The organism is Thermosynechococcus sp. QS41 (genome assembly GCF_031583515.1).
In the GTDB taxonomy this organism is placed as follows: Bacteria; Cyanobacteriota; Cyanobacteriia; order Thermosynechococcales; family Thermosynechococcaceae; genus Thermosynechococcus.
Window position 1 is genome coordinate 955,472 of the sequence record NZ_CP134181.1, and the last position, 26,577, is coordinate 982,048.

General features: G+C 53.4%; 25 protein-coding genes and 1 tRNA gene. 16 read left to right on the top strand and 10 right to left on the bottom strand.

Translation table 11 applies throughout. From position 1 onward, the window contains the following. Positions 1 to 14: 14 nt before the first annotated feature. Positions 15 to 305 (bottom strand): YggT family protein, encoded by a 291-nt coding sequence (locus tag RHJ80_RS04505; protein ID WP_149817300.1) that lies wholly within the window; start codon positions 303 to 305, stop codon positions 15 to 17. Between the two features lie 292 nt (positions 306 to 597). Between RHJ80_RS04505 and RHJ80_RS04510 the strand changes: the two genes are divergently transcribed. After that, positions 598 to 1,548 carry a hypothetical protein gene (locus RHJ80_RS04510; RefSeq protein ID WP_206201249.1) on the top strand — a complete coding sequence of 317 codons (951 nt, stop codon included), beginning with the start codon at positions 598 to 600 and terminating at the stop codon, positions 1,546 to 1,548. Positions 1,549 to 1,617: 69 nt separating this feature from the next. Here the strand turns inward: RHJ80_RS04510 and RHJ80_RS04515 are convergent, their stop codons facing one another. From RHJ80_RS04515 to RHJ80_RS04530, 4 genes are all read right to left on the bottom strand, one after another. Next, positions 1,618 to 2,370 (bottom strand): BsaWI family type II restriction enzyme, encoded by a 753-nt coding sequence (locus RHJ80_RS04515; RefSeq protein WP_310801556.1) that lies wholly within the window; start codon positions 2,368 to 2,370, stop codon positions 1,618 to 1,620. Between the two features lie 79 nt (positions 2,371 to 2,449). Further along, positions 2,450 to 3,427: a DNA (cytosine-5-)-methyltransferase gene (gene dcm, locus RHJ80_RS04520; RefSeq protein ID WP_310801557.1), complete on the bottom strand. Its 978-nt coding sequence runs from the start codon at positions 3,425 to 3,427 to the stop codon at positions 2,450 to 2,452. Positions 3,428 to 3,468: 41 nt separating this feature from the next. Then, complete coding sequence (gene ruvA, locus RHJ80_RS04525) at positions 3,469 to 4,101, bottom strand: Holliday junction branch migration protein RuvA (protein ID WP_310453314.1); 633 nt, start codon at positions 4,099 to 4,101, stop codon at positions 3,469 to 3,471. Positions 4,102 to 4,142: 41 nt separating this feature from the next. Further along, positions 4,143 to 4,214: transfer RNA gene (locus tag RHJ80_RS04530), tRNA-Thr, on the bottom strand. A 142-nt stretch (positions 4,215 to 4,356) separates the two neighbouring features. Between RHJ80_RS04530 and RHJ80_RS04535 the strand changes: the two genes are divergently transcribed. Genes RHJ80_RS04535 through RHJ80_RS04545 form a run of 3 tightly spaced genes read left to right on the top strand, consistent with a single transcriptional unit; the run spans position 4,357 to position 7,538 of the window. Further along, on the top strand, positions 4,357 to 5,700 hold the full coding sequence (locus RHJ80_RS04535) for an adenylosuccinate synthase (protein WP_149817309.1): 1,344 nt from the start codon (positions 4,357 to 4,359) through the stop codon (positions 5,698 to 5,700). Positions 5,701 to 5,714: 14 nt separating this feature from the next. Continuing rightward, entirely contained in the window at positions 5,715 to 6,020 is a 306-nt protein-coding gene (gene rplY / locus RHJ80_RS04540) for a 50S ribosomal protein L25 (RefSeq protein WP_206201253.1), read from the top strand. A gap of 51 nt (positions 6,021 to 6,071) precedes the next feature. Next, positions 6,072 to 7,538, top strand: coding sequence for a TldD/PmbA family protein (locus RHJ80_RS04545; RefSeq protein WP_310801558.1), 1,467 nt, complete (start codon positions 6,072 to 6,074; stop codon positions 7,536 to 7,538). Positions 7,539 to 7,771: 233 nt separating this feature from the next. Here RHJ80_RS04545 and ftsH4 read toward each other — a convergent pair whose 3' ends face one another. Next, positions 7,772 to 9,631 carry an ATP-dependent zinc metalloprotease FtsH4 gene (gene ftsH4 / locus RHJ80_RS04550; protein ID WP_206201255.1) on the bottom strand — a complete coding sequence of 620 codons (1,860 nt, stop codon included), beginning with the start codon at positions 9,629 to 9,631 and terminating at the stop codon, positions 7,772 to 7,774. 188 nt (positions 9,632 to 9,819) lie between these two features. Here ftsH4 and prfB point away from each other — a divergent pair. Next, a protein-coding gene (prfB, locus tag RHJ80_RS04555; RefSeq protein WP_206201256.1) for a peptide chain release factor 2 occupies positions 9,820 to 10,933 on the top strand; the annotation gives its coding sequence in 2 pieces (ribosomal slippage) (positions 9,820 to 9,894 and positions 9,896 to 10,933; 1,113 coding nt in all). A gap of 55 nt (positions 10,934 to 10,988) precedes the next feature. Here prfB and atpC read toward each other — a convergent pair. From atpC to RHJ80_RS04570, 3 genes are all read right to left on the bottom strand, one after another. Beyond that, positions 10,989 to 11,405: an ATP synthase F1 subunit epsilon gene (atpC, locus tag RHJ80_RS04560; protein WP_149817321.1), complete on the bottom strand. Its 417-nt coding sequence runs from the start codon at positions 11,403 to 11,405 to the stop codon at positions 10,989 to 10,991. 67 nt (positions 11,406 to 11,472) lie between these two features. After that, positions 11,473 to 12,921 (bottom strand): F0F1 ATP synthase subunit beta, encoded by a 1,449-nt coding sequence (gene atpD / locus RHJ80_RS04565; RefSeq protein WP_149817323.1) that lies wholly within the window; start codon positions 12,919 to 12,921, stop codon positions 11,473 to 11,475. Positions 12,922 to 13,149: 228 nt separating this feature from the next. Then, on the bottom strand, positions 13,150 to 13,344 hold the full coding sequence (locus RHJ80_RS04570; RefSeq protein WP_149817325.1) for a DUF2862 domain-containing protein: 195 nt from the start codon (positions 13,342 to 13,344) through the stop codon (positions 13,150 to 13,152). A 72-nt stretch (positions 13,345 to 13,416) separates the two neighbouring features. Here RHJ80_RS04570 and RHJ80_RS04575 point away from each other — a divergent pair, with 72 nt between their 5' ends. The 6 genes from RHJ80_RS04575 (at position 13,417) to RHJ80_RS04600 (ending at position 20,651) form a co-directional block, all read left to right on the top strand. Further along, positions 13,417 to 14,448 (top strand): D-alanine--D-alanine ligase family protein, encoded by a 1,032-nt coding sequence (locus RHJ80_RS04575; protein WP_310743450.1) that lies wholly within the window; start codon positions 13,417 to 13,419, stop codon positions 14,446 to 14,448. A 107-nt stretch (positions 14,449 to 14,555) separates the two neighbouring features. Further along, positions 14,556 to 15,089 (top strand): 4Fe-4S binding protein, encoded by a 534-nt coding sequence (locus RHJ80_RS04580; protein ID WP_206201259.1) that lies wholly within the window; start codon positions 14,556 to 14,558, stop codon positions 15,087 to 15,089. Between the two features lie 48 nt (positions 15,090 to 15,137). Continuing rightward, the gene (locus tag RHJ80_RS04585) at positions 15,138 to 15,632 is read left to right on the top strand and encodes an isoprenylcysteine carboxylmethyltransferase family protein (RefSeq protein ID WP_310801559.1); all 495 of its coding nucleotides are present in this window, start codon (positions 15,138 to 15,140) and stop codon (positions 15,630 to 15,632) included. Between the two features lie 84 nt (positions 15,633 to 15,716). After that, positions 15,717 to 18,440 (top strand): CBS domain-containing protein, encoded by a 2,724-nt coding sequence (locus RHJ80_RS04590; protein WP_310801560.1) that lies wholly within the window; start codon positions 15,717 to 15,719, stop codon positions 18,438 to 18,440. Continuing rightward, positions 18,437 to 19,372 carry a DNA polymerase III subunit delta' gene (locus RHJ80_RS04595; RefSeq protein ID WP_302676660.1) on the top strand — a complete coding sequence of 312 codons (936 nt, stop codon included), beginning with the start codon at positions 18,437 to 18,439 and terminating at the stop codon, positions 19,370 to 19,372. Before RHJ80_RS04590 ends, RHJ80_RS04595 begins: the two co-directional genes overlap by 4 nt. A gap of 37 nt (positions 19,373 to 19,409) precedes the next feature. After that, positions 19,410 to 20,651 (top strand): efflux RND transporter periplasmic adaptor subunit, encoded by a 1,242-nt coding sequence (locus tag RHJ80_RS04600; protein WP_310801561.1) that lies wholly within the window; start codon positions 19,410 to 19,412, stop codon positions 20,649 to 20,651. 8 nt (positions 20,652 to 20,659) lie between these two features. Here the strand turns inward: RHJ80_RS04600 and RHJ80_RS04605 are convergent, their stop codons facing one another. After that, complete coding sequence (locus RHJ80_RS04605; protein WP_206201263.1) at positions 20,660 to 22,168, bottom strand: pyruvate kinase; 1,509 nt, start codon at positions 22,166 to 22,168, stop codon at positions 20,660 to 20,662. Between the two features lie 377 nt (positions 22,169 to 22,545). Here RHJ80_RS04605 and RHJ80_RS04610 point away from each other — a divergent pair, with 377 nt between their 5' ends. The 5 genes from RHJ80_RS04610 to RHJ80_RS04630 all read left to right on the top strand — a co-directional run bounded on the left by RHJ80_RS04610 (position 22,546) and on the right by RHJ80_RS04630 (position 26,529). After that, a complete protein-coding gene (locus tag RHJ80_RS04610) occupies positions 22,546 to 22,878 on the top strand; it encodes a hypothetical protein (protein WP_206201264.1) in 333 nt (110 codons plus the stop codon). Positions 22,879 to 22,970: 92 nt separating this feature from the next. Beyond that, complete coding sequence (locus RHJ80_RS04615) at positions 22,971 to 23,279, top strand: hypothetical protein (protein WP_310743454.1); 309 nt, start codon at positions 22,971 to 22,973, stop codon at positions 23,277 to 23,279. A gap of 65 nt (positions 23,280 to 23,344) precedes the next feature. Beyond that, the gene (locus RHJ80_RS04620) at positions 23,345 to 24,415 is read left to right on the top strand and encodes a Fe(3+) ABC transporter substrate-binding protein (RefSeq protein WP_310801562.1); all 1,071 of its coding nucleotides are present in this window, start codon (positions 23,345 to 23,347) and stop codon (positions 24,413 to 24,415) included. Positions 24,416 to 24,453: 38 nt separating this feature from the next. Beyond that, positions 24,454 to 25,449 carry an adenosylcobinamide-phosphate synthase CbiB gene (gene cbiB / locus RHJ80_RS04625; RefSeq protein WP_310801563.1) on the top strand — a complete coding sequence of 332 codons (996 nt, stop codon included), beginning with the start codon at positions 24,454 to 24,456 and terminating at the stop codon, positions 25,447 to 25,449. Between the two features lie 66 nt (positions 25,450 to 25,515). Further along, positions 25,516 to 26,529 (top strand): PAS domain-containing protein, encoded by a 1,014-nt coding sequence (locus RHJ80_RS04630; protein ID WP_310801564.1) that lies wholly within the window; start codon positions 25,516 to 25,518, stop codon positions 26,527 to 26,529. Positions 26,530 to 26,577: the final 48 nt, after the last annotated feature.

Here is a 26,577-nt window from a genome sequence, read left to right on the forward strand (position 1 = left end):
AGGCTAGTGATGGTTTAGAAGAACGTGGCGCTACTGGAGAACCCCGATAAGAGTTGGACAATAAATTGCAAGAGGAAGAAGGCAATAATCGGCGAAAAGTCAAGGCCACCGATGGGGGGAATCAGGCCACGAAAGATATTCAGGTAGGGATCCGTTAACTGACTGAGAATCGAAAAGGGCGGATTGTACCAGTTGATATTGGGAAACCACGACAGCAGAACCCGAATCAGCAGCACAATTAAGTAGATCTGCAAAAAGTTCGCAATCCCCATCAATAGAATGGGCAATACAGGTGCCTCGGTCATTGGTCTTCCCCTTGCAAATTCAAGTGCATCCCTTATTGTACCAATGCTGGCAAGAAGCTAGCCCCAGCGGTCATTCTCCCTCGCTAGACTAGGAAATAGAAGTTTCTGCATGCATTCCCATAAAGTTATCGCTGTGCCCCTGCATAGGGGAGCGATCGCCAAAGGATAAAGAGATAGAGGCCTGTCCGACAGCGGCTTTGACTGTTTTGGGCGGGTTCCATCCTTGGGAAAAGGGCTGTATTCTGGATGGCGGCGTTTTCATTGACATTCAACTGAAGTTCAGGGGTTCAATATGTTACAGATGTCGGCCACGGGTCATATATTGGTGGGCACCTATGCCCTGATTGGATTTACCATCTCTGGCCTATCGTTTTTGCGGGCTTGGGTACAGCGGCAGTACAAGGGTTCTGTGCAACGTTTGAAGGAAGAGTGCGATCGCCTGCACCGAATTGTCAGCGAACAAGCCCAGCGCATCGAAGGGCTAAAGGAACTGGTCAGCCGTAGTGAACAGGAGCGCGATCGCCAGCGCCAAGAAATTGAGCAATTGCGCTCAGAGGTGGAACGGTTGCAAAACCGCTGTCAAGAGCTAGAAGACCAACAACAGCAACTACACACTCAAGTTAGTGACTATCGCCAACAGGTGGTGGAATTGACGCATGCCCTCAACACTAGCCAAGCGGAAAACGAAGCCCTACGGGACAATTGCGATCGCTATCGCCAAGAGCTAGAAGACCAACAACAGCAACTACACACTCAAGTTAGTGACTATCGCCAACAGGTGGCGGAATTGACGCATGCCCTCAACACTAGCCAAGCGGAAAACAAAGCCCTACGGGACAATTGCGATCGCTATCGCCAAGAGCTAGAAACCGCCTACCAGCGCAGTAGCAGCCTCGAAGAAGAATACGCCAGTCAAACGGCGACATTGACCGCTTCTCTGACCACGATTGAAGCCACCTGTCGCGAAAAAGAGGCAGAACTAGCGGCTTGTCATGCCACAGTCAGCGAGCGCGATCGTGAAATTGACGGGCTACGCCATGAGATTACAGATCTTAACCAAGAAGTTGAGCAGCTTCAGCAAACTGTTGAACACCTGCAAACACAGAAGCAAGGAGCAAATATCTACGCCCAATGGCTGACATGGCTCAGCAGCACCGTGGCGATCGCAACTCTAGTACTCAACCTTGGGCCTTGGAGTCCGCTGTGGACAGCCATCTATTCTCACCTGCCGATGTTTTCCTAGAGATTCAAATTGTTCGCTATAGTTTGCTGATACTAGGGGGCATAAAACTGCCCCTTTTTTATTTGCGGGTTAAAACAAACTAAGCTGAACATAGGGATTTGACAGCTTTTCTATAGCAAATGGAATTAAGTTAGAAAGAGGATAAATAAACGCATCTTCTGTAAAATCTATTATTTCCTTAGCGATAAAAGACCGATCAAAGAATTTCAACATTCCTCGTTGCTGAGGGTTATTAATTTCGTTATAAAAGTTTGTTGTTGCAAAGCAAATAATCGGAACTACTGACGATCGATAGGAGATATTATATTTTTCGCATAATTCAGGGCTATGTAGAGCAACTTTCATTAGGAGTTTCCACTTATAAGTTTGAGCCGCCCTTTCCCTTAAGGATGTTTTAAGAGACAAAATGATATAGCTTTCAGGTGTATGTTTTTGCTTAATATTATTATTTGCATAAATCACAATATCCATATCTGGTTTTTGCACTTCATTTTGGATATTGATATTAATTGACTGCCTGAAATTTGGAACACTTGATAGCTGAGATGTTATGAACATCCATTCAGGTATGTTTTTGCAACACTTGTTAACAAGAAATATGTAAATTAAGGCGTTTGAAAAAGCATTGCCAGCAATGCTCTTTATTGCTTGATTTTTATTCTCTATTTTCCCCTGTTGAACCTTTTGATCTAAAAGTATTTCCACATCAATCTGAGAAGCTCGTATGATGTCGTGTAACTGGTTAAGCACTAATAGCCATGCTTCCTTAATGTTTTTCTGACTAGCAACCCATTGATTAATTCTCTTAACAATAGGCTTCATGTAATACTTATTGCCTGAACATATCTTTCTTAAAACTTTCTTTTCCTGCTTGCTTAAAACCTTGAATGACATATCTGAACTAAAAGAGCGTAAGCTGCCTAGTTTGTTTTAATAATTTTCCCTGCTTTAGGGATTTTAATATCTCATCAGCAATAACTTTCACCAGCGGCACCACAACTGAATTGCCAAACTGCTGGTATGCCCTTGTATCACTCACCACAATTTTGAAAGAGTCGGGAAACCCCATTAAGCGGGCACATTCCCTTGGCGTCAGGCGGCGGGGATTCTTGTTTTCTTGGGGAATGAGGATTTCCGAGCCATCTTTGTAATACCTTGCGCTTAATGTTCGGGTTAATCCCTCTAAATCAACTAGCCCATAGCCAAATCCATTACCACGGGCACGATGCTTTTCAGCATAGTTTTGCAAATACTGCCACAGATGATTGCTCAACGTATATTTAGCATCTACTGACGGTTCCAGAATATCCCTAACTCTATGTTGCTGAATTGGTACCTGAGGAAATGTAAATTCAAGGGGTTCTCTAAAACCCACAATAAAAATTCTTTCTCGATGCTGGGGCACAAAATGAACAGCATTGATGACTTGGTAATAGATGTAGTATCCCAAATCATTTAGAATTTCTTGAATCCTTTGAAAGGTTCTACCGCGATCGTGGCTTTGAAGATTTTTAACATTTTCTAGCAAAAAAGCCCTAGGACGTTTATCGTTGATGATCCTCGCAATTTCAAAAAATAGATTGCCTTGAGTCGGGTGCTGAAAACCATGATTCATTCCTAGGGCATTGTGCTTGCTGACACCCGCAATGCTAAAGGGCTGACAGGGAAAACCCGCTAATAATATGTCATGGTCAGGAATCCTCTCCGAGGGGATTTGAGTAATGTCTCCTGCTGGCACTTCGCCAAAGTTTGCTTCGTAGGTTATTTGGGCAAACTTATTCCACTCTGAGCTAAAAACACAGCAACCACCTGCTTGGCTAAAACCGAGCCGCATGCCACCGATGCCAGCAAATAGATCAATGAAGGTTGGCTGCCCCATAGCAGTCTAGGGTTAGGTGTCGTCTCTATTTATCCTAAGGCCTAGGTATTGGCACTTAGCCATGTGATGGCTTCCCGTAGCCATGCCTCTGGATCGCTATTCTTGGCGAGGGTGCTCGTTTGGCCGATGGCAGTAAGGGCAGCTTCAATCTCGCGATCGCTATAACCCAAGGCTAAAAGAGTCAACTCCAGTTCTTCACGCATCGCTTCCGTGGGCAGGCCAGCGGGAGCCGTTGTTAACCCCGTTTCCTGTCGCCAAGCACTCAGGGCGGCTTTCAGTTCCAAGGCAATGCGCTCAGCGGTTTTATTGCCGACTCCGGGCGCGCGGCTGAGACGACGGGTATTGCCACTGACGATCGCTTGGACTAGCTCTGGCAAAGGTAGGGTATCCAGCAACGATAGCGCCATCTGTGGCCCAACCCCATTGACACGGATCAAACGCAAAAAGAGATCCCGCTCCGCTGCCGAGGCAAAGCCATAGAGGAGCATCTGATCCTCACGGACACTGAGATGGGTAAAAATCTGCACCACCTCAGCACTCGGTGGGTACTGCCGCAACAGATGGGACGGGACCAGTAAGCGATAGCCGACCCCATTCACCTCTAGGATGAGGGCAGAGCGATGGCTCCCCTCCGATTGATGGGCAACAACAGTTCCTCTGAGGTAGGCAAACACAGTCTGTTCCTGCTCGCAGACGATTGGAAATGGGTGAGCCAAGCCGATGATGAGATTCGAACTCACGACCGCTCGATTACGAATCGAGTGCTCTACCACTGAGCTACATCGGCATTCAAAGCATTTCTTATGTTAGCACGATCGCCCCTAGGACGGGCAGGGCAATGGCAAAATTTTTGCGATCGCGCGCTTGTGTGCATTTGCCCCAAGGGTTACAATAGACGATTGTGTTAATTAACGAGTTAAGAAAATCACTTGGCAAACGTCGTCGTTGTTGGTGCCCAGTGGGGCGATGAAGGCAAGGGTAAAATCACCGATCTCCTGAGCAAGTCTGCCGATGTGGTAGTCCGCTATCAGGGCGGTGTCAATGCAGGTCACACGATTGTCGTCAAAGACCAGACCCTAAAATTGCACCTGATTCCGTCAGGGATTCTCTACCCCGATACCCAGTGCATCATTGGGGCGGGAACGGTGGTGGATCCTAAGGTGCTCCTTGAGGAACTCGAACAACTGGAACAGTTGGGGGTGAGCACTGAGAATCTGCTGATTGCAGAAACAGCCCATGTGACGATGCCCTACCATCGCCAGTTGGATATTGCTGCTGAGGAACGGCGTGGCTCACGGCGCATTGGTACCACAGGACGCGGCATTGGCCCCACCTATGCCGATAAATCGGAGCGCACGGGGATTCGCATGCTGGATCTGCTGGATGCTGATCAGTTGGCCGCCAAGCTGGAGTGGGCGATCGCCCAAAAGAATTTGATCCTCGAAAAGCTCTACGGACTGGCGCCCCTTGAACCGCAGCCGATCATTGAAGAGTACTGTGCCTACGGTGAGCGCCTGCGATCGCACATTGTCGATGGTTCCCTCGTGCTGGATGATGCCATCCGCCGGCGGCGCAACATTCTCTTTGAAGGTGCCCAAGGTACTCTTTTAGACCTTGACCATGGCACCTATCCCTACGTCACCTCCTCAAACCCTGTGGCCGGGGGTGCTTGTGTTGGGGCGGGGATTGGTCCAACGATGATTGACCGCGTCATTGGTGTGGCCAAAGCCTATACCACGCGGGTCGGCGAAGGGCCTTTTCCAACGGAATTACTGGATGAGGTGGGAGAACTCTTGGGCGATCGCGGTGCTGAATTTGGTACCACAACTGGACGGCGCCGCCGCTGTGGCTGGTTTGATGCCGTGATTGGCCGTTATGCGGTGCGCATCAATGGTCTCGATTGCTTAGCAATTACGAAGCTCGATGTCCTCGATGAGCTGCCAGAGATCAAAGTCTGTGTTGCCTACGATATTGACGGTGAGCGCTGCGAACACTTCCCCAGCAATGCCCTCAAATTTGCCCGCTGTCGTCCCATCTATGAAACCCTGCCGGGGTGGCAGCAATCCACCCGTCATTGCCGCTCCCTTGATGATCTGCCCAAGGCGGCATTGAACTATCTCAAGTTTTTGGCTGAAATTATGTCTGTGCCCATCGCCATTGTCTCGTTGGGGGCAGAGCGCAGCCAAACCATCATTGTTGAGGATCCGATCCATGGTCCGAAACGGGCACTCCTCAAGGATGATGGTACCCAAGTCCATCCCGTTTTATCTTAATTGGAGTTGCAGCAATGTCTCGTTCCTTAGCTATTGAGGGGCACCTACGCCCTGCCGATGCTAAACCCAATGCCCTACGCCGTGAGGGCAAAACCCCTGCCGTCCTCTACGGCCCGACGATTGAGTCTTCGATTTCCTTGGTGGTGGATACCCATGCCGCCGAATTTTTGGTGCGGGATGCCCGTCTCCAGAAAACCCCGATCCAGCTTTCGATCCCCGATTTGCCGTGGCAGGGAACGGTGGTGCTCCAAGAGGTGCAAGCCCACCCCGCCAAGGATACCCTTTACCACCTCTCCTTTTTAGCCAAAGCTGAAAACTAGGCTGCGAGGGGGAATTTGCTATAGTGGGGATATGTTAAGTGATTGTTAACAATGCCAGCCACGCTACTTCGTTCTGCGGATCTTGCCCACCTTAGCTATTCCCCCGAAGGCGATCGCTTTGATGGCTCTTGGGAATCTCCCCTCGCTACCCTCCTTGGCCTTGGGCGGGCGGCTGGCGCTGATTTTGTCGAGATTTTCCTTGAGCGCAACCATTACCTCAGTACTCTTGTCGAGGACGATCGCCTGACGAGTGTCTCCCCTCGCTTGAGTTTAGGGGCGGGTATTCGCGTTTTTCGCGGTACTAGTGATTGTTACGTGAGCACCAATGACCTCAGCTTTAAGGGGTTGCAGGCAGCTTTAGAGAAGGCTCTGGGCTTAATGGGGTTGCTCTTACCCAGTCCGCAAGCTTACGTGCCTGAAATCCACCTTGAATTGCTGCGGGACTATGCCCAAGGCCGCAAGGAAGGCTGGCTAGCCGCCTGTAGTTCTATTGCTGAAGTGGCCGATATTCTGCTGGCGGGGAGCGATCGCCTGCGCCAGAAAACCCAGCATCTGCAATCCCGCCGCCTCAGTTATTTTCGCGATTGGCAAGAGGTCATGGTGGCCGCCAGTGATGGCACCTTTGGTCGCGATATTCGCCTCACCCAATCAGCAGTGGCCTCTGTTCTCTGTGCGGATGGCGAGCACCGCGCCTCCATTGGTGAGCGCAATGGCGATACCAGTAATCCAGACTTTTTGCGCCAGTGGGACTACACCACGTTGGCCGATACCGTTGCTGAAGCGGCGGGCAAAATGCTCTATGCTGACTATGTGGAATCGGGTACTTACCCGGTGATCATGGCCAACCAATTTGGCGGGGTGATCTTCCATGAAGCCTGTGGTCACCTCTTGGAAACCACTCAAATTGAACGCGGTACGACCCCCTTTGCCGATAAAAAAGGCGAAAAAATTGCCCATGAAAACTTGACCGCTTGGGATGAGGGAATTACCAGCGGTGCCTTTGGCAGTATTGATATGGACGATGAGGGGATGCCGACGCAGCGCACGTTGCTGATTGAAAATGGCATCCTTAAGAATTTCCTGAGCGATCGCGCGGGTTCGATGCGCACAGGGCACCCTCGCACGGGCAGTGGCCGCCGCCAAAGTTATACCTATGCCGCCGCTTCGCGGATGCGCAATACCTACATTGCCCCCGGTGAATACCGTGTTGAGGACTTAATTGCCTCCATTGATCGCGGCATTTACTGCAAACGCATGGGGGGCGGTAGTGTCGGTGCCACAGGGCAATTTAACTTTGCCGTTGAGGAAGCCTACTGGATTGAACATGGCCAAATCAAACAGCCCCTCAAGGGAGCCACACTGATTGGCGAAGCCAAGGAAATCATGCAGCGAATTTCAATGTCTGCCAACGATCTCGCCCTTGCCCCCGGTTTCTGTGGCTCGATTAGCGGCAGCATCTACGTCACCGTTGGTCAACCCCACATTAAAGTCGATGCCATTACCGTCGGTGGCCGCTAAACTGATTACCTGCGGTTATGGGTTTGAGTAGAAATGCCTAAAGATTTTATATGTGAATTTTTGTGACTCTCGCTACATTATCATGGAAGAAGAAGGGGAGCTAAGGCAGTGCAGCTTTTTGATCGCCCTCACCGCTTTGTGTACGCCTTGACTTCTCTTCTGAGACAAAAACATTGGACTGAATGACCAGTAATCCGCTGGTCTTTTTTTTGGCGGTTTTGCAGCTCCCTTGGTTAGGCAGCGGTTGGGGTTTTTACTTGGCTCAGTAGTTCGTGGAGTTCTTCGCCCTCAATCACTTCTTTTTCCAAGAGTTTTTGGGCGATCGCTTCGAGAAGGTCACGGTTCTCCTTAAGAATACTGAGCGCCTGCTGGTGAGCTGACTCGACAATTTCTTTGACTTCGCGATCGATGGCTTGAGCGGTTTCCTCACTGACTGCCCGTAGCATCATGCCATTATTCGTCAAAAAGCTCGCCTGCTGTTGCTCAAAGGCAAGAGGACCAAGGACTTTGCTCATGCCGTAGCTGCGCACCATCCGCTCTGCCAAATCTGTGGCCCGTTGTAGATCATTAGCGGCTCCAGTTGTGATCGTGCCAAAGACAATTTCCTCTGCCGATCGCCCCCCTAGCAACGTGGCAATTTGGGCGCGCAATTCTTGCTCATCAAGGAGGAAGCGATCCTCCGTCGGCAACTGCAATGTGTAACCAAGAGCCGCCATGCCACGGGGCACAATCGAGATTTTCTCTACCCGACCACTGCCCGGCAGCGCACAGCCGACAAGGGCATGACCGACTTCGTGGTAGGCGACAATTTTCTTCTCCTTGTCGTTGAGGACACGGCTTTTTTTCTCAAGGCCAGCCACGATGCGTTCAATGGCTTCGGCAAAGTCCTGCTGCGTCACCACTTCCCGTTGATTGCGCGCCGCCAGTAGGGCTGCTTCATTGACTAGGTTGGCCAAGTCTGCGCCAGCAAACCCCGGTGTACGGGCAGCGATCGCGTGCAGATCCACTTCAGGAGCCAGTTTCACCTTTTTGGCATGGATTTTCAAAATTGCCTCCCGACCACTCAAATCGGGGCGATCGACCAAGACTTGGCGGTCAAAGCGTCCAGGGCGCAGCAATGCCGGATCAAGGGTTTCTGGGCGGTTGGTTGCCGCAAGGACAATCACCGTTGCCCCCGTAGCATCAAAGCCATCCATTTCTGTGAGCAGTTGGTTGAGGGTTTGCTCCCGCTCATCGTTCCCGCCATAAAAACCGGCACTGGAACGGGACTTACCAATGGCATCTAACTCATCAATAAAGACAATACAGGGGGCTTGCTTTTTCGCCTGCTCAAAGAGATCCCGTACGCGGGCAGACCCGACACCCACAAATAGCTCGACAAACTCCGAACCCGAAATGGAGAAGAAGGGGACATTGGCTTCGCCAGCAACAGCTTTGGCCAGCAGGGTTTTCCCTGTTCCCGGTGGCCCCACCAGCAGCACCCCCTTGGGAATGCGGGCACCAATTTGAATATAGCGTTGGGGATTTTTCAGAAAATCAACAATTTCGACCAGCTCCGCCTTAGCTTCCTCAACCCCAGCCACATCATCAAAGCGGATGCCCGTGTTCGCACCTTCGACATACACCTTAGCGCGGCTTTTGCTGATGGAGAGAACCCCCTGAGGACCACCGCCCGCTTGGCGACTGGCAAAGAATTGAAAGATGAGCACAAACACAATCGGCGGAATCACCCAGCCCAAGACATTCAACAACCAACTGTTGCGCGGTGGGGGGGCAGCGGCAAACTCAACACCTTTTTCCTGTAGGAGTTTCGGTAGCTCCAGATCAAAGATTGGCGTTGTCGCTAGTACTTGGGGCGGTTTATCTCCCTCTGGCTTTAATTGGTAGAGAATTTCATTTTGGCTGACATAGGCACGCGCCACTTTCCCCTCTTGCACCTGATGGATAAACATACTGTAGGGAACCTGAGGTGGACGGGGGGCAAAAAGTTGGGGGAAAAGTAGGTTCAATAGGAGAAATCCCAACCCCACGAAAAGAAGCAGATTACCAATCCAGCGATTACGGGGTACTTCGGGCGGGTTCTTGATGGCCATAGGTTAGATTCCCCAGAGTTCACCTACCGATCATGGTGACACTTGGAAGGGACTCAGGGCAAGGGTAAGAAGCTTAACATTCGGTCACTCAACCCCGAAGCTAGCCTAGAAATGCCCGACGCTACAGTGAGGAAGCGGGCAAGCCTTTGATAAGATATCAACAGAATTCCTCTCTTTTGCATCGTAGAATGATTGATTTAAGTACACTCAAACGCGATTTTTCTTTGTTGCGCGATCGCCTGGGTCATACCCAGGACTATCTTTGACCCGGCGGCCTTAAACGCCAAGATTCACGACCTTGAGCACACCGCCGCTCAGCCAGACTTCTGGAATGATCAAGCGATCGCCCAAGTTACACTCCAACAGTTGACCGAAGCCAAAGACGCCCTCAACCAACTTCAGCAGTGGCAAAAAACGATTGAACACGTGGAAACGGCACTGGAACTGCTGGAGCTAGAGCCGGATGAAGGGCTGGTGACAGAGGCGACTACGCTGCTCAAGGATTTAGACGCCCAGTTGAGTCGATGGGAACTGGAACAACTCCTCAGTGGCCCCTACGACAAAAACAACGCCATTCTCACGATCAATGCTGGTGCTGGCGGGACTGATGCTCAGGATTGGGCAGAAATGTTGCTGCGAATGTACACCCGCTGGGCGGAGCGCCATGGTTACCAAACCCATCTGGCCGAGTTATCGGAGGGGGAGGAGGCGGGCATTAAGTCAGCCACCCTAGAAATTCGGGGGCGCTATGCCTACGGTTATCTGCGCTCTGAAAAGGGCACCCATCGGCTGGTGCGCATTTCTCCCTTTAATGCCAATGGTAAACGGCAAACCAGCTTTGCCGGCGTGGATGTGATGCCCGAACTGGATCAATCCGTTACGGTAGAGATTCCCGAAAGCGACTTAGAAATTACCACCTCTCGCAGTGGCGGCAAGGGAGGACAAAACGTCAACAAGGTGGAAACAGCCGTGCGCATTGTCCATAAACCAACGGGCTTGGCCGTCCGCTGTACGCAGGAGCGATCGCAACTACAAAACAAGGAAAAAGCCCTTGCCATTCTCAAGGCCAAGCTATTAGTCATTGCCCAAGAACAAAAGGCCAAGGAAATTGCTGATATTCGCGGTGATGCTGTTGAAGCGGCTTGGGGCAACCAAATTCGCAACTATGTCTTCCATCCCTATCAACTGGTCAAAGACCTGCGCACGGAGGTGGAAACGACAGCCATTCAAGAGGTCATGGATGGTGACCTCGATCCCTTTATCCAAGCCTACCTGCGGCAGCAAACGGAGGAAGCCAGTTAAACAAAAAACTCCCCCTAGGGGGAGCAATTGCAGTTCAGCAAATCAGGGAAAGAACCTAAATCTCGACCACGCCCCCTGCGGCCTGCAAGCGAGCACGGGCACGACGAAAGGCTTGGGTGGCTTGAATTTTAGCCTGTTTAGATTCCCCCTGTTCGGCTTTAGCGAGGGCGGCCTGTGCTTCAGCAAATTCGGCCTTGGCTTTTTCGAGGTCAATTGTGTCCCCGCGCTCAGCACCGTTGACAAGAATGGTCACTTCGTTGTTTTCAACTTCGGCAAAGCCCCCCATGAGGGCGATCGCCACCCATTCGCGGTCTTGGCGCACCCGCATCACGCCCGTTTCCAAGGCGGTTAAGAGAGGGGCATGATTTGAGAGAATACCCAATTGCCCCGTTGTGCTGGGCAAAATCACTTCCTCAGCGGGGGCATCCCAAACGGTTTTATCGGGTGCAATTACCCGGACGGTCATCACCATAACGCTTCCCTTGCCACTCAATGATCAAAGGGCGGGTTGCCCCACCCTGTATGGACACCTGTGAAACCTAGGCTTTGAGTTTTTCAGCCTTAGCTTTGGCTTCTTCGATATTGCCCACCATGTAGAAGGCTTGTTCGGGCAGATCATCCAGCTCACCGCTGAGGATCATCTGGAAGCCTTTGATGGTTTCTTCGAGGGTGACGTATTTGCCGGGGGCACCGGTGAACACTTCCGCCACAAAGAAGGGCTGAGACAGGAAGCGCTCAATTTTGCGTGCCCGCGCCACGGTTAGACGGTCTTCCTCTGAGAGTTCATCGAGACCCAAAATGGCGATAATGTCCTGCAGCTCTTTGTAGCGCTGAAGGGTCGCTTGCACCGCCCGTGCCGTTTGATAGTGCTCCTGACCCACAATGTCCGGCTGTAACATGTTGGAGGTGGAGCCAAGGGGATCCACAGCGGGGTAAATCCCTTTTGCGGCTAGACCACGGGAGAGCACTGTTGTTCCATCCAAGTGGGCAAAGGTCGTGGCCGGAGCAGGGTCAGTCAGGTCGTCCGCAGGCACATAGACCGCTTGAATCGAAGTAATCGAACCTTCCGTGGTCGAGGTAATCCGCTCTTGTAGGGCACCCACATCGGTACCGAGGGTGGGCTGGTATCCCACCGCAGAGGGCATCCGACCGAGTAGCGCCGACACCTCAGAACCGGCTTGCACAAAGCGGAAGATGTTATCAATAAACAGCAGCACATCCTGCTTATTGACATCGCGGAAGTATTCGGCCATCGTCAGCCCCGACAGACCCACACGCATCCGTGCGCCGGGGGGTTCGTTCATTTGACCGTACACAAGGGCGATTTTAGATTTGCTGGGATCGTTTTTGTCGATCACGCCCGATTCAATCATTTCGTTGTAGAGGTCATTGCCTTCGCGGGTACGTTCGCCCACGCCAGCAAACACCGACACTCCACCGTGTTGGGTCGCAATGTTGTTGATCAGTTCCATCATGATCACGGTTTTGCCGACGCCCGCACCGCCAAAGAGGCCAATTTTACCGCCACGGCGATAGGGGGTGAGCAGGTCAATCACCTTGATGCCCGTTTCAAACACCGAGGGCTTGGTTTCCAGTTGCGTAAAGCTGGGAGCAGGACGGTGAATGGGCAGGGTTTCAGTGGCACTGACAGCGCCTTTTTCGTCCACGGGTTCACCCAGCACGTTGAAGATGCGACCAAGGGTGGCTGTCCCTACGGGCACGCTGATGGGGGCACCGGTATCTACGGCTTCCATTCCCCGCACTAAGCCATCGGTGCTGCTCATGGCAACGGCACGGACGCGGTTATCGCCAAGGAGTTGTTGCACTTCACAGGTTACAGCCACGTCTAAGCCGGCCTCGTTTTTGCCTTGAATCCGCAGGGCGTTGTAAATGGCGGGCATTTTGCCGCTGGGAAATTCAATGTCAACGACAGGGCCAATGACCTGAGTAATAAAGCCTACATTGGTTCGTTCTGCTGATATGACCATGGACGTTTGCCTACTGTCTAGGTAAATTCATTTGCGTTTTTTCAGAGGGCGATCGCTCCCCAAGGGGCACAACGATCGAGACTGAAAGTGGAATGCAGCGTTTGGTGCAAGCGCACCACAATACAACGTACCACTAATGCAGCCTTTTTCTATCGGATTCAGTGGGATCCAAATCTGAGGTCTTATTGACCCCGCTCAGTTGCTGTGAAAAAGGCGGCAGGGCAGGAATTAGCCGACGACTTCAATTTCGTCCTCAAAAAACCAAGTGCTGGAGCGATCGTCAAAGGTGACAATGACGCCAACCCCACTGCCATCGGTCATCTTAAAACCAGTAATTTGACCCACTTGGCCGAGTTTTTGAATGATGTCTTGGGCGACGCGATCGCGAATTCGACAGACGCGCACTTTTTGCCCCACGTCCATAGCAACTCCCAAACTTTGTATAATCCTTGAAAATCGTACCAAGAAACCGTCACATTCACACGGGTTTGTCCTATGGGTCGTCTGCGGGTCGGGCTATTGTTTGGAGGTCGCTCACGGGAGCATGAAGTTTCGGTGGTCTCGGCGGCAGCGATCGCCCAAGCCTTTACCGAGGGCGACAATCGCGATCGCTATGAAGTGATTCCGATCTACATCCAAAAAGATGGCCGCTGGCGCTCCACAGACCATGTTGGCATCCCCGAGGGCGCAGCACCAGAGGACTCCCTGTGGCAGTTTCCTGCGGTTGCCGAAACCATTGATGTTTGGTTCCCGATTCTCCACGGCCCCAATGGTGAAGATGGTACGATGCAAGGCCTGCTGCAATTGATGCAACGCCCCTACGTGGGTTCGGGGGTGGCTGCCTCGGCCATTGGTATGGACAAAATCTTGATGAAAACGGTCTTTGGGGCTGTGGGCTTACCCCAAGTGCGCTACGTAGCCCTTCAGCGCAGTGACCTGTGGTCGGATCCCTGTCGTTACAACCATTTGTGCGATCGCATTGAAACCGAATTGGGCTATCCCTGCTTTGTCAAACCTGCCAACCTTGGCTCCTCCGTGGGCATCTCCAAGGCCAAAAATCGCCAACAACTGACAACTGCCCTTGAGGCTGCTGCCGAACTGGATCGCCGCATCATTGTGGAAGCGGGTGTGGTTGCCCGTGAGCTAGAGTGCGCGGTGCTCGGCAATGATAAACCCCAAGCTTCGGTGGTGGGGGAGATTACCTACAGCAGCGAGTTCTATGACTACGAAACCAAATACACCGATGGCCGCGCTCAACTCCATATTCCTGCGGAGATTCCCCCAGCGGTGAGTGAGCAGATCCGCACGATGTCCCTACAGGCCTTTCAAGCCCTTGATGCCGCTGGCCTTGCCCGCTTTGATTTTTTCTATGTACCCAGCACTGGCGAAATCCTGATTAATGAAGTGAATACCCTACCGGGGTTTACCGCCTTGAGTATGTACCCCCAACTGTGGGCGGCGAGTGGTGTGCCCTTTCCGGAATTAGTCCATCGCTTGGTGCAATTGGCCCTAGAGCGGCACGGCTAGCTATTGCCTTGAGCAACGTAAAGAGTCATGAAGACACTGCATCTAGGCCTTGATTTTTTCTACCAAATAACTCTATAGTCATATAAGACTATACGACTAGGCAGGTTATGAAGCGATCGTTGAGGGGCAAGCCCAGTCAGTGGGCAATGATTTGGCTATTTTTTCTAATTGCGATCGGTGGCCTCTGGTATCCTTGGTTGGGGTACCTCATGCTGGCCATGATGCTGGGTATTCCTGTGCTGGCCTATTTTCGCAGCCGCTATTGGTGTGGCAACCTCTGCCCGCGTGGCGCGTTCCTAGACATTGTGCTTTATCACTTTAGTCCCCACCGTCCCTATCCCAAACTCTTCAAAAAACAAAGTTTTCGCTGGGCGGTGTTTAGCTTCATCATGACGGTTTTTGCCCTTCGCATGACATTGGCATGGGGCAACTGGGTGGCGGTGGGTGGCCTCTTTGTCAATATGTGCGTCGTCACCTCCATTGTTGCGATTCTCTTGGGGGTGATCTTTAATCAGCGGGCATGGTGCGCGATTTGCCCGATGGGCACACTCCAAGAATCCTTGGGTAAACTGGGAAGTGGCCAGACGAAGGCGAAAAAGGCCAGTGCGAAAGCCACAAAATTGTTGCCCCCTGTGGAATGAGCGCGCGATCGCTAGAATTGAAGATATCCACCAACAGCGGCAACCAAGGTGAATAAACTGCAGGAGTGGGGCTTCAGCAAAGACTGGTGGCGCAATCAACGGGGAGAATTTTGGGTCATTGGCCAAACGGTACTCAGTATCGGCTTTATTCTCTTGCCAGTGGTCCGAGTGGTTAGCCTGCCCTTGGTGGTGCGCCTAGGATTGACCCTTGGCTTGGGTCTGATTGGCCTTGGTCTAGGCATTGCTGGCTTGTTTCACCTAGGGAACAACTTGACGCCCCTACCCCATCCCAAGGAGGACAGTCAGTTAGTGACCACGGGGGTTTATGGTTGGGTGCGCCATCCGATCTATAGCAGTGTGATCTTTTTGGCCTTGGCCTATGGTGTATGGCAAATGAGTCTTTCCCACGGGCTGGGGGCGATCGCCCTCTTTATCTTCTTTGACCACAAGGCCGCTCAGGAGGAACAGTGGCTGTTGGCCAAGTTTAAGGACTATGCCACGTATCGGCAAAGGGTGAAGAAACTGATTCCCTTCCTGTACTAAAATACTTAACACTAATTTTTGTACTCATTTATTGCCTAGGCCACTAAGCTACGCTATGATTGCAATCCCCTTGCGGAATCTTTGATGGATGTTGTCCTTTGTCATCAAATTGCTGATTTTGACACCCTTGGGGCAGCCGTCGGTGTCACACGCCTTTATCCGGGAACCAAAATTGTCTTGACTGGGGGAACCCATCCCAAGGTGGGGGAGTTTTTGGCCTACCATCGCGATGAATATCCCCTCATTGAAGCAAGAGCCGTTGACCCCAGTCAATTGCGCCAGATTTGGGTGGTGGATACGCAGTGGCGTCGCCAATTGGGGCAAGCCGCAGGATGGCTGGATCAACCCCAAGTCCAAATTGGCCTGTACGATCACCATTTGGAGATGACGGGGGATATTGTCTCCCAGCAGCAATGGTTAGAACCCGTTGGAGCCACCAGTACTATCATTTGCGAGCAGTTGCAGACCGCAGAGATTCCCCTCACACCCACAGAAGCAACGGTTCTTGCCCTAGGGATTCACGCCGATACGGGTTCCTTGACCTTTGAGCAAACCACGGTGCGGGATGTGCAGGCCTTGGCATGGCTGTTGAGCCAAGGCGCCAATCAGCGGGCGATCGCCACCTATTCCGAGGCTGGCTTGAGTGCAGACCTGCAACCTTATCTACGCCAAGCATGGGCAAATCTCCAGCAAGTAGTTTATCAGGGCTATCGGCTGGGCTGGGTGCTGCTGCACACGGCGGAGTATCTCCCCGGCCTCTCGCGGTTAATCACCCAATTGGCGGATCTCAGTGAATGCGATGCCATTCTTCTGGGGCATAGCTATCGCCAACATCATCTCGCCATTATTGCCCGCAGCCAAATTCCCAATGTCAATGTTGCCCATTTGCTGGCTCCCCTTGGCGGGGGTGGCCATGCCCAAGCCGCCGCAGTGACGATGACCACAGACCAGCCAGAGGCGGTGCTCAAAGAGATATTTACAGCGCTTCAAGCACAGATTCCCCATCCGCCAACAGCGGCAGAACTCATGTCCTCACCCGTACGAACAGTACGTCCAGAAACCCCCATTGCCGATGCCCACCGCGTCTTGCTGCGCTATGGCCACTCTGGTCTGTCGGTGGTGAGTGCTGCAGGGGAATTGCTGGGGATTATTTCACGGCGAGATTTGGATGTAGCGCTGCACCACGGCTTTGCCCATGCCCCGGTCAAAGGATACATGAAAGCACCGGTGCGCACGGTTTCCCCGACAACGCCACTGCCAGAGATTCAAGCCCTAATGGTGCAGTACGATATTGGGCGATTACCAGTGGTGAATAAGCAAGGTGATCTTGTGGGAATTGTCACCCGTACCGATGTGCTGCGCCACCTCTATGCCCTCAGCCGCGAAACGGAAACGGTCTGCCCCTTGCCAACCCTAAATCTTTACGAGGCACTGCAACAACGGCTGCCGGAGCAACTGTGGACACTACTACAACGGGCGGCAGCGATCGCCAAGGAACGCGGCTGGCAACTATACCTTGTGGGTGGCGCAGTGCGGGATCTGCTGCTGGCGATCGCCCAAGGAAATCACCATTTACCGACACGGGAGTTTGATTTGGTGGTGGATGGGGTGCAACAGGAGGAAGCTGCTGGCGTGCATTTGGCACAAGCGCTCCATGACCTCTACCCAGAGACCGATTTACAGATCTACGGTCAGTTTCAAACCGCTGCACTTCACTGGCCGAAGGCCTTGCCCTTAGCCGGGTTTGCTGTGGATATTGCCACCGCCCGCAGTGAGTTTTATCCCTATCCAGCCGCGCATCCGGAAGTGGCTGCCAGTTCGATTCGCCAAGATCTCTACCGCCGCGATTTTACCATCAATGCCCTAGCCATGCGCCTAACACCACCGCGCCATGGGGAAGTCCTTGATTTTTTTGGCGGACGGGAGGATTTGCAGCGACGACTGATTCGGGTGCTCCACCCCAATAGTTTTATTGAAGACCCGACGCGGATTTTTCGAGCCGTGCGCTTTGCTGTGCGCCTTGGCTTTGACCTAGAGCCGCAAACCCGCCAGTACATTGAATATGCCCTCACCAGCGGTGTCTTTGCCACCCGCGATCGCCCCACCTCAAAACGGCCTTCCCTGCAAAGTCGGCTGCGCAATGAACTGCGCCACATCCTTGAACTGCCCCTTGCGCCAACGGAACACTTTGGCGGTGAGCGTGCCTTGACGTTACTCGCGGAATTGGGTGCCCTTGAGTGTTTAGATCGCCAAGTGAGGTTTGATCAGGCGGCCAAGGTGCGCTTGAAATTGGTTTGGGAGTGGTGGCCAGAAGTGCCTGAGCGGCGAGAGTGGCAAACCTTTCCCCTGTGGGAGCTAGAACTCTTGGCCTTGATTGTGACTGTCCCCACGGCGGGGGCGATCGCCCGTCAACTGCAACTGGGGGAGCACATCTGTGAGTGGCTGGACACTTTTCCTCAATGCCAACAGGAGTGGCAGAGATTGCGGCAGAGCCAGCAACAGCGCAGTCGCTACTGTGAATTTTTAGAGCGTCAGCCCCTACCCGTCATTGTGCTTTTGGCCGCAGTACAGCAGGCAAAAGGTAGCGCAGCCGATTTAGGGGATGTCGCCCTATTGCGGGAGTATCTCTGGCATTGGCGATTGCAAAAGCCGCCCCTAAATGGCCATGATCTGCAACAGTTGGGCTATCCTCGCGGACCGCAGTTACGGCAAATTCTCCTTGCCCTGCGATCGGCAATGCTTGATGGCCTTGTCAGCGATCGCCCCAGTGCCATTGCCTATGTTGCAGCCCATTTCCCCAAACCATGAATTGGTTTCGCTCCGTCATTGGTCAGCCAACCGCTGTGCAACTCTTGACCCATGCCCTCGATCGCCAGCGACTCGCCCCCGCCTATCTCTTTGTTGGACCTGAAGGGGTAGGCCGTGCCCTCACTGCCCGCTGTTTTCTGCAAGCAATTCTCAACGAGGCCAGTGATCTCAGCAACCACCCGGATGTCCTCTGGATTGAACCCACCTACAGTGTCCAAGGGACGCTCTACACCCGTCGCCAACTCCTCGCCGCTGAGAAGGAGATTCCCCGCAGTGCCCCCCAGATTCGTCTAGAGCAAATTCGCCAACTCAGCCGTCACCTCAGCCAACCGCCGATGCGTGCGTCGCGATCGCTAGTGGTCTTGACCCAAGCTGAAACCATGAACGAAGCCGCCGCCAATGCCCTGCTAAAAACCCTCGAAGAACCGGGGCGTGCCACGTTGATTCTCATTGCTCCCAGTCCGTCAGCACTCTTGAATACGATAGTTTCCCGTTGTCAGAAAATTCCCTTCTATCCCCTCAACCGTTCCGATCTCGAACAGGTCCTGCGACAGGTCGCCCCCCCTGAATTTTGGCAGGAGGTTAGCCCCGCCCTCTTTGACCTAGGAGCTGGCTCCCCAGGAGCAGTTCTGCAAGCGTGGCAAACATGGCGAGAGATTCCTGAGCCGTTCCGCCACCTCGGCAAACAACTGACCACACCCCTCCCTTTACAAACTGCTTTGGAATTGGCACGAGATATTAGCCAATCCCTTGATGTGGAACGACAGCTCTGGCTCCTCGGTCTAATGCAGCAGCAAATTTGGCAAGGGGGATCGTTCCCGCAGAAGGTGTCTATGCTTCAGCAATTGGAGCGTGCCCGTCAGTATTTGCAGCAGTACGTTCAGCCTCGCCTTGTCTGGGAGGTGTTACTGATGCAGTTGGGGACGGTGTGATAGGCTATCGGCAGCAGTTGGGAAGATAAATAGACAGATGATGGCGAAACAACAATGGCTGGGGGCGATCGCGATCGCGGTGCTCTTGGGGGGATGCCAGTCGGCAATAAATCGCTTAGAATCACCGGCAGTCGCGCGTCCGGAGAGTGAAGGGGTTACTGCTGATGTGGCGGTGGCACGCTTGGAACGGCTGGAAACAGGCTCAACCCTGACAGGTACCACTCGCCCCTACCGTGAAGTGATGGTGCGATCGCAGGTGGAGGGACAAGTTCTTCACCTGAGTGTAGATGTGGGCGATCGCGTGCAAGCGGGGCAACTGTTGGCGGAGGTGGATCCCGTTGTCCTCAAAAATGCCGTCTTTGCAGCAGAGGCAGAACTGGCTGCCCGTCGCAACGAGGTGATCCAAGCCAAAGCCGCCGTCAATCGCGCCCGTACAGCCGTCGAAGAAGCCCGTCTTACCCTCCAACAGGCGGAAAGTGACGCCCGCCGCCTTGAAACCCTGCTGCGGGATGGTGCCGTCTCAGCACAAGCAGCGGAACAGGCACGCACAACGGCGCAAACAGCACGGCAGGTACTGCGGTCTCGTGAAGCAGAGGTGGTGACCGCCCAACAGGGGGTGGCCGTTGCCCAAGGTCGGGTGCAAGCCCAAATCGCCTTTGTCCAACAGGCACGGGCACGGTTGAATCAAGCCCTCCTGCGATCGCCCCTCAATGGCGTGGTGCTAGAGCGACTGACAGAAGTGGGCAACCTACTGCAACCGGGGGGAGAAGTTCTTCGCCTTGGCGATATTCGTCAACTCAAAGTTGTTGTGGAAGTCTCGGAACGGGAATTAGCGAGATTAGCTCCCGGCCAAGGGGCAACAGTGACGTTTGATGCCGTGCCCAACCGCACCTATGAAGGACGGATTACGCGAATTTCACCTGCCGCCGCCGCTGCCCGTCTGATTCCTGTGGAAGTCGTGATTGACAATGCCGATGAACGCCTGGGCAGTGGTTTACTGGCACGGGTGGCCTTCCAAGGAGCGAATGCGCCGCGCTTGATGATTCCGCAATCCGCCCTCAGTGGTTTTGAGGAGGGGCAACTATCCTCACGGCAAGGCAGCGTTTTTGTGGTGGTTGGCGATCGCGTGCAGGAGCGGCAGGTCACCCTGGGCCAACGGCGGGAGGGCAAAGTGGAAATCCTCAGTGGTTTGAATGCTGGCGATCGCTATGTCGTCCGTTCGGGTCGGCCCCTGCGGGACGGAGATAAAATTCGCCCCAGCATCCTCTCTGAAGGCTAACTAGAGGTTTATTGGCGCACAATTGTCTCGTAGGGGTGCCACGAGTGCAGTGCCCGCAGTTGCGGTGTTTTCTTCTGCTGGTGGGCTTCCATGCGGGCAAGGACATCATCGAGGATATCTACTGCCAGTCCCACATAGGGGCCTTTGTTGAGCATGACACACTCCGCTCGCTCCGCCATCGCTGCATCCGTGATTTCTGCACGGGAGGGCACGCCTTTTTTCACCAAGTTTTCAAGGACTTGGGTGGCCCAAACCACGGGCACATGGGCGGCTTCACAGAGCCAGAGGATTTCCTCCTGCATTTCTGCCAAGCGTTGGTAGCCAATTTCAACCGCGAGATCACCCCGGGCAATCATGACGCCAAAGGGTTGCCGACCCGCCGCTTGGATGATCAGTTCTGGCAGTGCTCGAATTGCTTTCGGGGTCTCAATTTTGGCAATGATGCCCATCTGGTCGGCGCGATCGCCACAACAATGCTCCAGTTCCCGTTGCAGTAGGGCAATATCCTCGGCGGACTGGACGTAGGAGTAGCCAATGATGTCGGCATGGCGGCAAGCAAAGGCCAGATGCTCGCGATCGCTCTCGGTCAGAGGACACAGGCGCAAATCACTGTCGGGGAAGTTCAAGCCTTTGGCCACTTTCAACCGCTGTCCTTCTTTGCAGTGGGTGATAGTCAGTTCCACCCCTTGCTCATCTTTGCTGACAATGCGACCGCCAATGTGGCCATCATCAATCCAAACCCGCTGCCCCACCGCCAATTGCGGCAAAATTTCTGGCAAGGAGCAGGTGAATTGCGGTATTTCTCCACCATCAGGGCAAATTTCCGTTGTCAGCCGCAGGCGATCGCCGCCGTGGACGCGCACCGTTTCCGGAAAAATGTCGGCAATGCGGGGTTTTGGCCCCCCCAAGTCCATGAGAATTTTGCAGGGTTGACCCGTAATGTGGCTTGCCGCTTGCAGGTGCTCAATCATCGCTTCCCAAGTGGCAGGGTCATCGTGGGCACAGTTGATGCGGGCACAGTTCATGCCCTTGCGCAGCAGGGTAATGCTCCATTGGGGGTCAGTCGCCGCCTCAGGGGGCAGGGTCACCATGATGCGCCCATGGCGTTTGCCGCGAATGGGTCCAAAGAGTTCTTCCGTCTGGCGGCGCAGTTGGCGATCGCCCGCAAAAAAGGCATCTAAGGGTGGGCGGGGGGGCAGTGACTCATGGGTATGGCACAGGGCGCCCAAAGTATTGATCACCGCATCCAAATTGGGGAGCACCCGCGACTCGATCCGTCCTAAGGACGATAACCCCCAAGGCATCAAGGCCATTTGAATCGCCCGTAGATCCCGCCAGCGCAAGGCCAAATAGTAGGCAAGATTGCGAGCACTAGGTATAAATTCGGATCGCTTAATTTTTGATTGCCACTGTTGAAAACGGGCTTCCCCCTCTTTAGTAATTTCCTGCCGCAGTTCTAACAAGCTATGGAGCAAGGCAACCGGTGAAACCGGTACAGTCGGTGCCTCCAGCAACATAACCGCCTCCTAGATGGTTTTTAAGGGATTTCATGATTGGTTTGGACTCATGGCAAAGCCAGATTTCATGGGGATTTACGGGAAATTTAGTGATTCTTGAAAACCATGAATTGATGGCTTAACAATACCCCTCACTGCAAAATATAAATAAACACTTCTTTACATCACTCGGCTGCAACGAACGGTGGTGTAGGAACCGTTGTGCTTTCTGACACAACTCTATCTATCTTTCAGTATATCTGCTGACCTCTTTCGGGAATCTTAATTTTCTCCCAAGCAAAAGGATTAAGAGTTACTACAAGGGTTCCAAACCGATTTCCCAGTTCTGTTATGTTCTCAATAGAGATGTTCATTGTCTTGCCCTGACCAGTGCCCCTATGGATCGTCATCCTTCGTTGCAATTACTCAAATACTCCTATCAGTCCGCAGTGGCCTGGTGCCAAGAACATGGCTGGACAGATCTCTTTATTGAGCAGTACCAGTATTGGGCGTTTCCCCCTGGCGGCGTGATGCCCTTACCTTTGCCCACCGATGGCTTGCAATTCATTGACCTGCCGGCTGCCCCATCCCCGCAGCAACGCCGCCTACAGATGTTGGCACTGGCGATCGCCCTAGTCACCACGGGCTTGAGTGGCTGGCTGCAGTCTTTGCTCCCCCTCGTCATTGGCTTTAGCTGCTGTGCTCTTTTGATTGCCGCCCAAGAACCCTAGGGGGGATTCCTGATACACTGAGAAGCTGGCCTGCACGTTAGCGCATCCCCTTGATTGGCTCAGATTCAACAATAGAACAGCCACCGGTCTTGGTGAGTGGGACTCAATTCTACAGTCCCGGCTATTCATTCAGCTATGAGGTCATGGGTGCCTGTTGTCGCCTTTTTGACCGCGAGCAGTTACCGTGGCCCTGTTGCCGCATTGCTTGGCGCAGCAAAGAACCCAGTTGGCGGCGCATTGGGCGGCGGCTTGTTCTCGACAGTGCCACAAAACGGCATCCCAGCTATTGGGTGCGCCACCTCGAAACGGGGGCAATGATGGTGATTACGCTCTATTGGGTGGAGTTATCCCCTAGCGATCGCCAGTGGTGGTACAGCAAAGACTTAACTTATTGCAACTAAATTGCAAAAACAAAGCCATCGTCCTAGAATATTTCTCAGATTGCATTTAGGAGAAATTCTTAACTATGCAGAAAGTCGGTCGCCGTGTACTCTTGGGCATGGGCGCTGGGGCAACGGCCTATGTCGCCCACCACCTCTGGAACCAAAAAGCAGAATCGAGCAATGCCCAACAGCGGCAGGCAGGGGGAGTAATCAATGTCTATTCGGCACGGCACTACGATACCGACAAAGCCCTCTACAACGGTTTCACCGAGCAAACTGGCATTCGGGTCAATCTCATTGAAGCTGAGGCTGATGCCCTAATTGAACGGATTCGCAGTGAGGGCAGTCGGAGTCCTGCCGATGTGTTGATTACGGTGGATGCCGGTCGCTTGTGGCGAGCCCAGCAGGCCGGTCTTTTGCAGCCGATTCAGTCAAGGGTACTCAATAGCGTGGTGCCAGCCAACCTGCGGGAGCCTCAAGGACACTGGTTTGGTCTCTCGCGGCGGGTGCGTGTCCTCATTTACGATAAATCCAAAGTGAATCCCAATCAACTGTCCACCTACGAAGACTTGGCCAATCCTAAATGGCGGCGGCAGATTCTCACGCGCAGCTCCAGCAATGTCTACAATCAATCCCTGACGGGGTCCTTGCTGGCCATTCATGGTGCCCAAAAAACGGAACAATGGGCGAGAGGACTAGCCCAAAACTTTGCCCGTCCCCCGGAGGGAAATGATACCGCCCAAATTCGTGCCTGTGCCGCGGGGGTTGGCAGCATTGCAATTGCAAATCACTACTATCTAGCACGGTTGATTGCCTCAGATAAAGCAGAAGATCGTGCAGTTGCTGAGAAGGTGAGCTTGTTTTTCCCCAATCAGCGCGATCGCGGTGCCCACGTGAATATCTGCGGTGGTGGCGTGGTGGCGGGTGCCCCCAATCGGCAAGGGGCCATTCGTTTTCTCGAATACTTAGTGAGTCCCAAGGCGCAGGAGATGTTTGCCATGGCCAACTTTGAATATCCCGTGCGCTCCGGGGTACCCTTGCATCCGGTTGTGCGGCGCTTTGGCAACTTCCGTGGCCAAAATGTCAATGCTGCAGTGTTTGGCCGCAACAATGCCGACGCTCTGCGGATTATGGACCGGGCGGGGTGGCGCTAAGGTTCTAAAATGAGCGATCGCCCCCGTTGATCGTTCCTGTGTCTTGCGCCTTCATTGCCTACACGATTCTTCTGGCTGCTGCCCTCCTTGACTTTGGCCTTGGGGATCCGTGGGGCTGGCCGCATCCCGTGCGCTGGATGGGAGCCTATATTCAATCCCTTAGCAACGGGTTCAACTATGGCCAAGGCTGGCCAGTTTGGGGACAGCGGTTGGGGGGGGCGCTGCTGACACTGAGCTTAATCGTAGGTTCTGCCCTCATCAGTTGGGGGGTGGTGACACTGGGAATGACGATTTCGCCCCTCCTCGGTTGGGGGATTGCAGTCGTGGGCACCGCCAGTGGCTTTGCGGGTCGTAGTCTGCGGGATGCAGCGGCAGAGGTATTGGCACTTCTGGCGGCTAGCAATCTTGAGGGGGCACGCCAGTCCTTGGCTAAGTATGTGGGTCGCGAGACTGCCCACTTAGAGGCGCCTGAGATTCTGCGGGCGGTTCTGGAAACGGTGAGTGAGAATACGACTGATGGCATGATGGCACCGCTGTTTTATGGGGCGATCGCCACCCTTGTCGTTCCGCAACTGACCCCCTTGCCCCTCGTCATGGCCTACAAAGCTGCCAGTACCTTGGACTCAATGATTGGCTATCGCGAGCCACCCTACACCCACTGGGGATGGTTTGCTGCCAAAACCGATGATGTGCTCACGTGGTTGCCCTGTCGGTGGTTCGTCTTTCTGGTTGCCCTTTGCTCCGGGCAGTGGCAGCGAGTGTGGCAGTGGTGTTGCCGGGATGCGCCCAAGGATCCCAGTCCCAATTCCGGTTGGAGTGAGTGTGCCTATGCAGCTGCTTTTGGCGTACGGCTGGGGGGTACGAATATCTATCGCGGCACGGTGAAAGTGAAACCCTTTTTAGGAGAACCGCTGCACCCCATTGATCAAGGCACGATTATTGCAGCTCTGCGGCTCAGCCGTTCCCTCTACCTGATCACCCTTACAGCCACAGGCGGCATCGTTTTGGTGTGGCATAAAGTGTTTTCCATTTAGCAGTTCATCTTGGCCAGAATCGTTTAGAGTAGATGGATTAAGAAATAAAATTTAGAAACATTGGCCGTGGTTCAGCCCTCTCCTCTGCAAGGCCAGACACTGGCCGCTTCCTCCCTCTCCATGACCGATCGCCTGTTGGAGATTCTTTTTAACTACAGTGCCCAAGGGCTACTACTGATTGGTGTTTCTGCCACCCGCCCACCCCAATATCAAGTCATTAGCGCCAACAGCATTGGCCAGCAGCTTTTGGGGGATCACCTCTCCGTAGCTTCACTGCTTCAGGATGGAGCACTGCTAACCTTTTTCGACCCCCTGACGGAGATTCCCCAGGCCATCCATAAGGTGCTGGGTCTTTTGGGGGAAATGACGGAGGCCGATCGCGCTTACCTCTTTGAACGTGACCCCGGTACCCAAGGGAGCTTTTCCAATACCTACGAATGGTGCGCCCCCGGCATTGAACCTCAGCAGGAACAGCTTCAGGGGATTGTGACTCAAGACTATCCCCGTTTTTTCGAAGAAATTCAGAGCCAGGATCATGTCATCTGGCCTTGCATCCAAAACCTGCCCAAGGATTCCCCTGATCGCCAAGGTCTAGACGTCCAGCAAATTCAGTCCCTCCTTGTGGTTGCCCTCAATCGCGGTGAGGAGTTGATCGGCTTTTTGGGATTAGACTTTGTACGTCAGGCTCATTCCCACCTAGAGACCCTCCTACCACTGCTGCAAGTGATGGGTCAAGTATTTACCAATGTGCTAGAGCGCCAAGAGATCGAGCGATCGCTCCGCCTTGCCGAGAGCCAGTACCGCAGTATTTTTGAAAATGCCACAGAGGGGATCTTGCAATCTAGTCCCAATGGTCATTACCTCAAAGTCAACCCCGCCTTGGCTCGCATCTACGCTTATGACTCCCCAGCGGATCTACAGGCTCACATCACTGACATTGCTGGTCAGCTCTATGTCAATCCGCGTCGCCGCGAAGAGTTTATCCAAGCCCTCACCGCCACTGGTACTGTTACCGACTTTGAATCGCAGGTCTATCGTATAGGTGTGAGAGCAGCATCCCTTGTGGAGTTTTCCACATAAGGTTAGGATGATGAATCGATTGGCCACTCCGCTTCCCTACATTGCCGC

Bases quoted from the DNA above. Each gene is read 5' to 3' on its own strand.
- RHJ80_RS04505 (WP_149817300.1), bottom strand. From the start codon at position 305: ATGACCGAGGCACCTGTATTGCCCATTCTATTGATGGGGATTGCGAAC.
- RHJ80_RS04510 (WP_206201249.1), top strand. From the start codon at position 598: ATGTTACAGATGTCGGCCACGGGTCATATATTGGTGGGCACCTATGCC.
- RHJ80_RS04515 (WP_310801556.1), bottom strand. From the start codon at position 2,370: ATGAAGCCTATTGTTAAGAGAATTAATCAATGGGTTGCTAGTCAGAAA.
- dcm (WP_310801557.1), bottom strand. From the start codon at position 3,427: ATGGGGCAGCCAACCTTCATTGATCTATTTGCTGGCATCGGTGGCATG.
- rplY (WP_206201253.1), top strand. From the start codon at position 5,715: ATGTCTCGTTCCTTAGCTATTGAGGGGCACCTACGCCCTGCCGATGCT.
- RHJ80_RS04545 (WP_310801558.1), top strand. From the start codon at position 6,072: ATGCCAGCCACGCTACTTCGTTCTGCGGATCTTGCCCACCTTAGCTAT.
- ftsH4 (WP_206201255.1), bottom strand. From the start codon at position 9,631: ATGGCCATCAAGAACCCGCCCGAAGTACCCCGTAATCGCTGGATTGGT.
- atpC (WP_149817321.1), bottom strand. From the start codon at position 11,405: ATGGTGATGACCGTCCGGGTAATTGCACCCGATAAAACCGTTTGGGAT.
- atpD (WP_149817323.1), bottom strand. From the start codon at position 12,921: ATGGTCATATCAGCAGAACGAACCAATGTAGGCTTTATTACTCAGGTC.
- RHJ80_RS04570 (WP_149817325.1), bottom strand. From the start codon at position 13,344: ATGGACGTGGGGCAAAAAGTGCGCGTCTGTCGAATTCGCGATCGCGTC.
- RHJ80_RS04575 (WP_310743450.1), top strand. From the start codon at position 13,417: ATGGGTCGTCTGCGGGTCGGGCTATTGTTTGGAGGTCGCTCACGGGAG.
- RHJ80_RS04580 (WP_206201259.1), top strand. From the start codon at position 14,556: ATGAAGCGATCGTTGAGGGGCAAGCCCAGTCAGTGGGCAATGATTTGG.
- RHJ80_RS04590 (WP_310801560.1), top strand. From the start codon at position 15,717: ATGGATGTTGTCCTTTGTCATCAAATTGCTGATTTTGACACCCTTGGG.
- RHJ80_RS04595 (WP_302676660.1), top strand. From the start codon at position 18,437: ATGAATTGGTTTCGCTCCGTCATTGGTCAGCCAACCGCTGTGCAACTC.
- RHJ80_RS04600 (WP_310801561.1), top strand. From the start codon at position 19,410: ATGATGGCGAAACAACAATGGCTGGGGGCGATCGCGATCGCGGTGCTC.
- RHJ80_RS04605 (WP_206201263.1), bottom strand. From the start codon at position 22,168: ATGTTGCTGGAGGCACCGACTGTACCGGTTTCACCGGTTGCCTTGCTC.
- RHJ80_RS04610 (WP_206201264.1), top strand. From the start codon at position 22,546: ATGGATCGTCATCCTTCGTTGCAATTACTCAAATACTCCTATCAGTCC.
- RHJ80_RS04620 (WP_310801562.1), top strand. From the start codon at position 23,345: ATGCAGAAAGTCGGTCGCCGTGTACTCTTGGGCATGGGCGCTGGGGCA.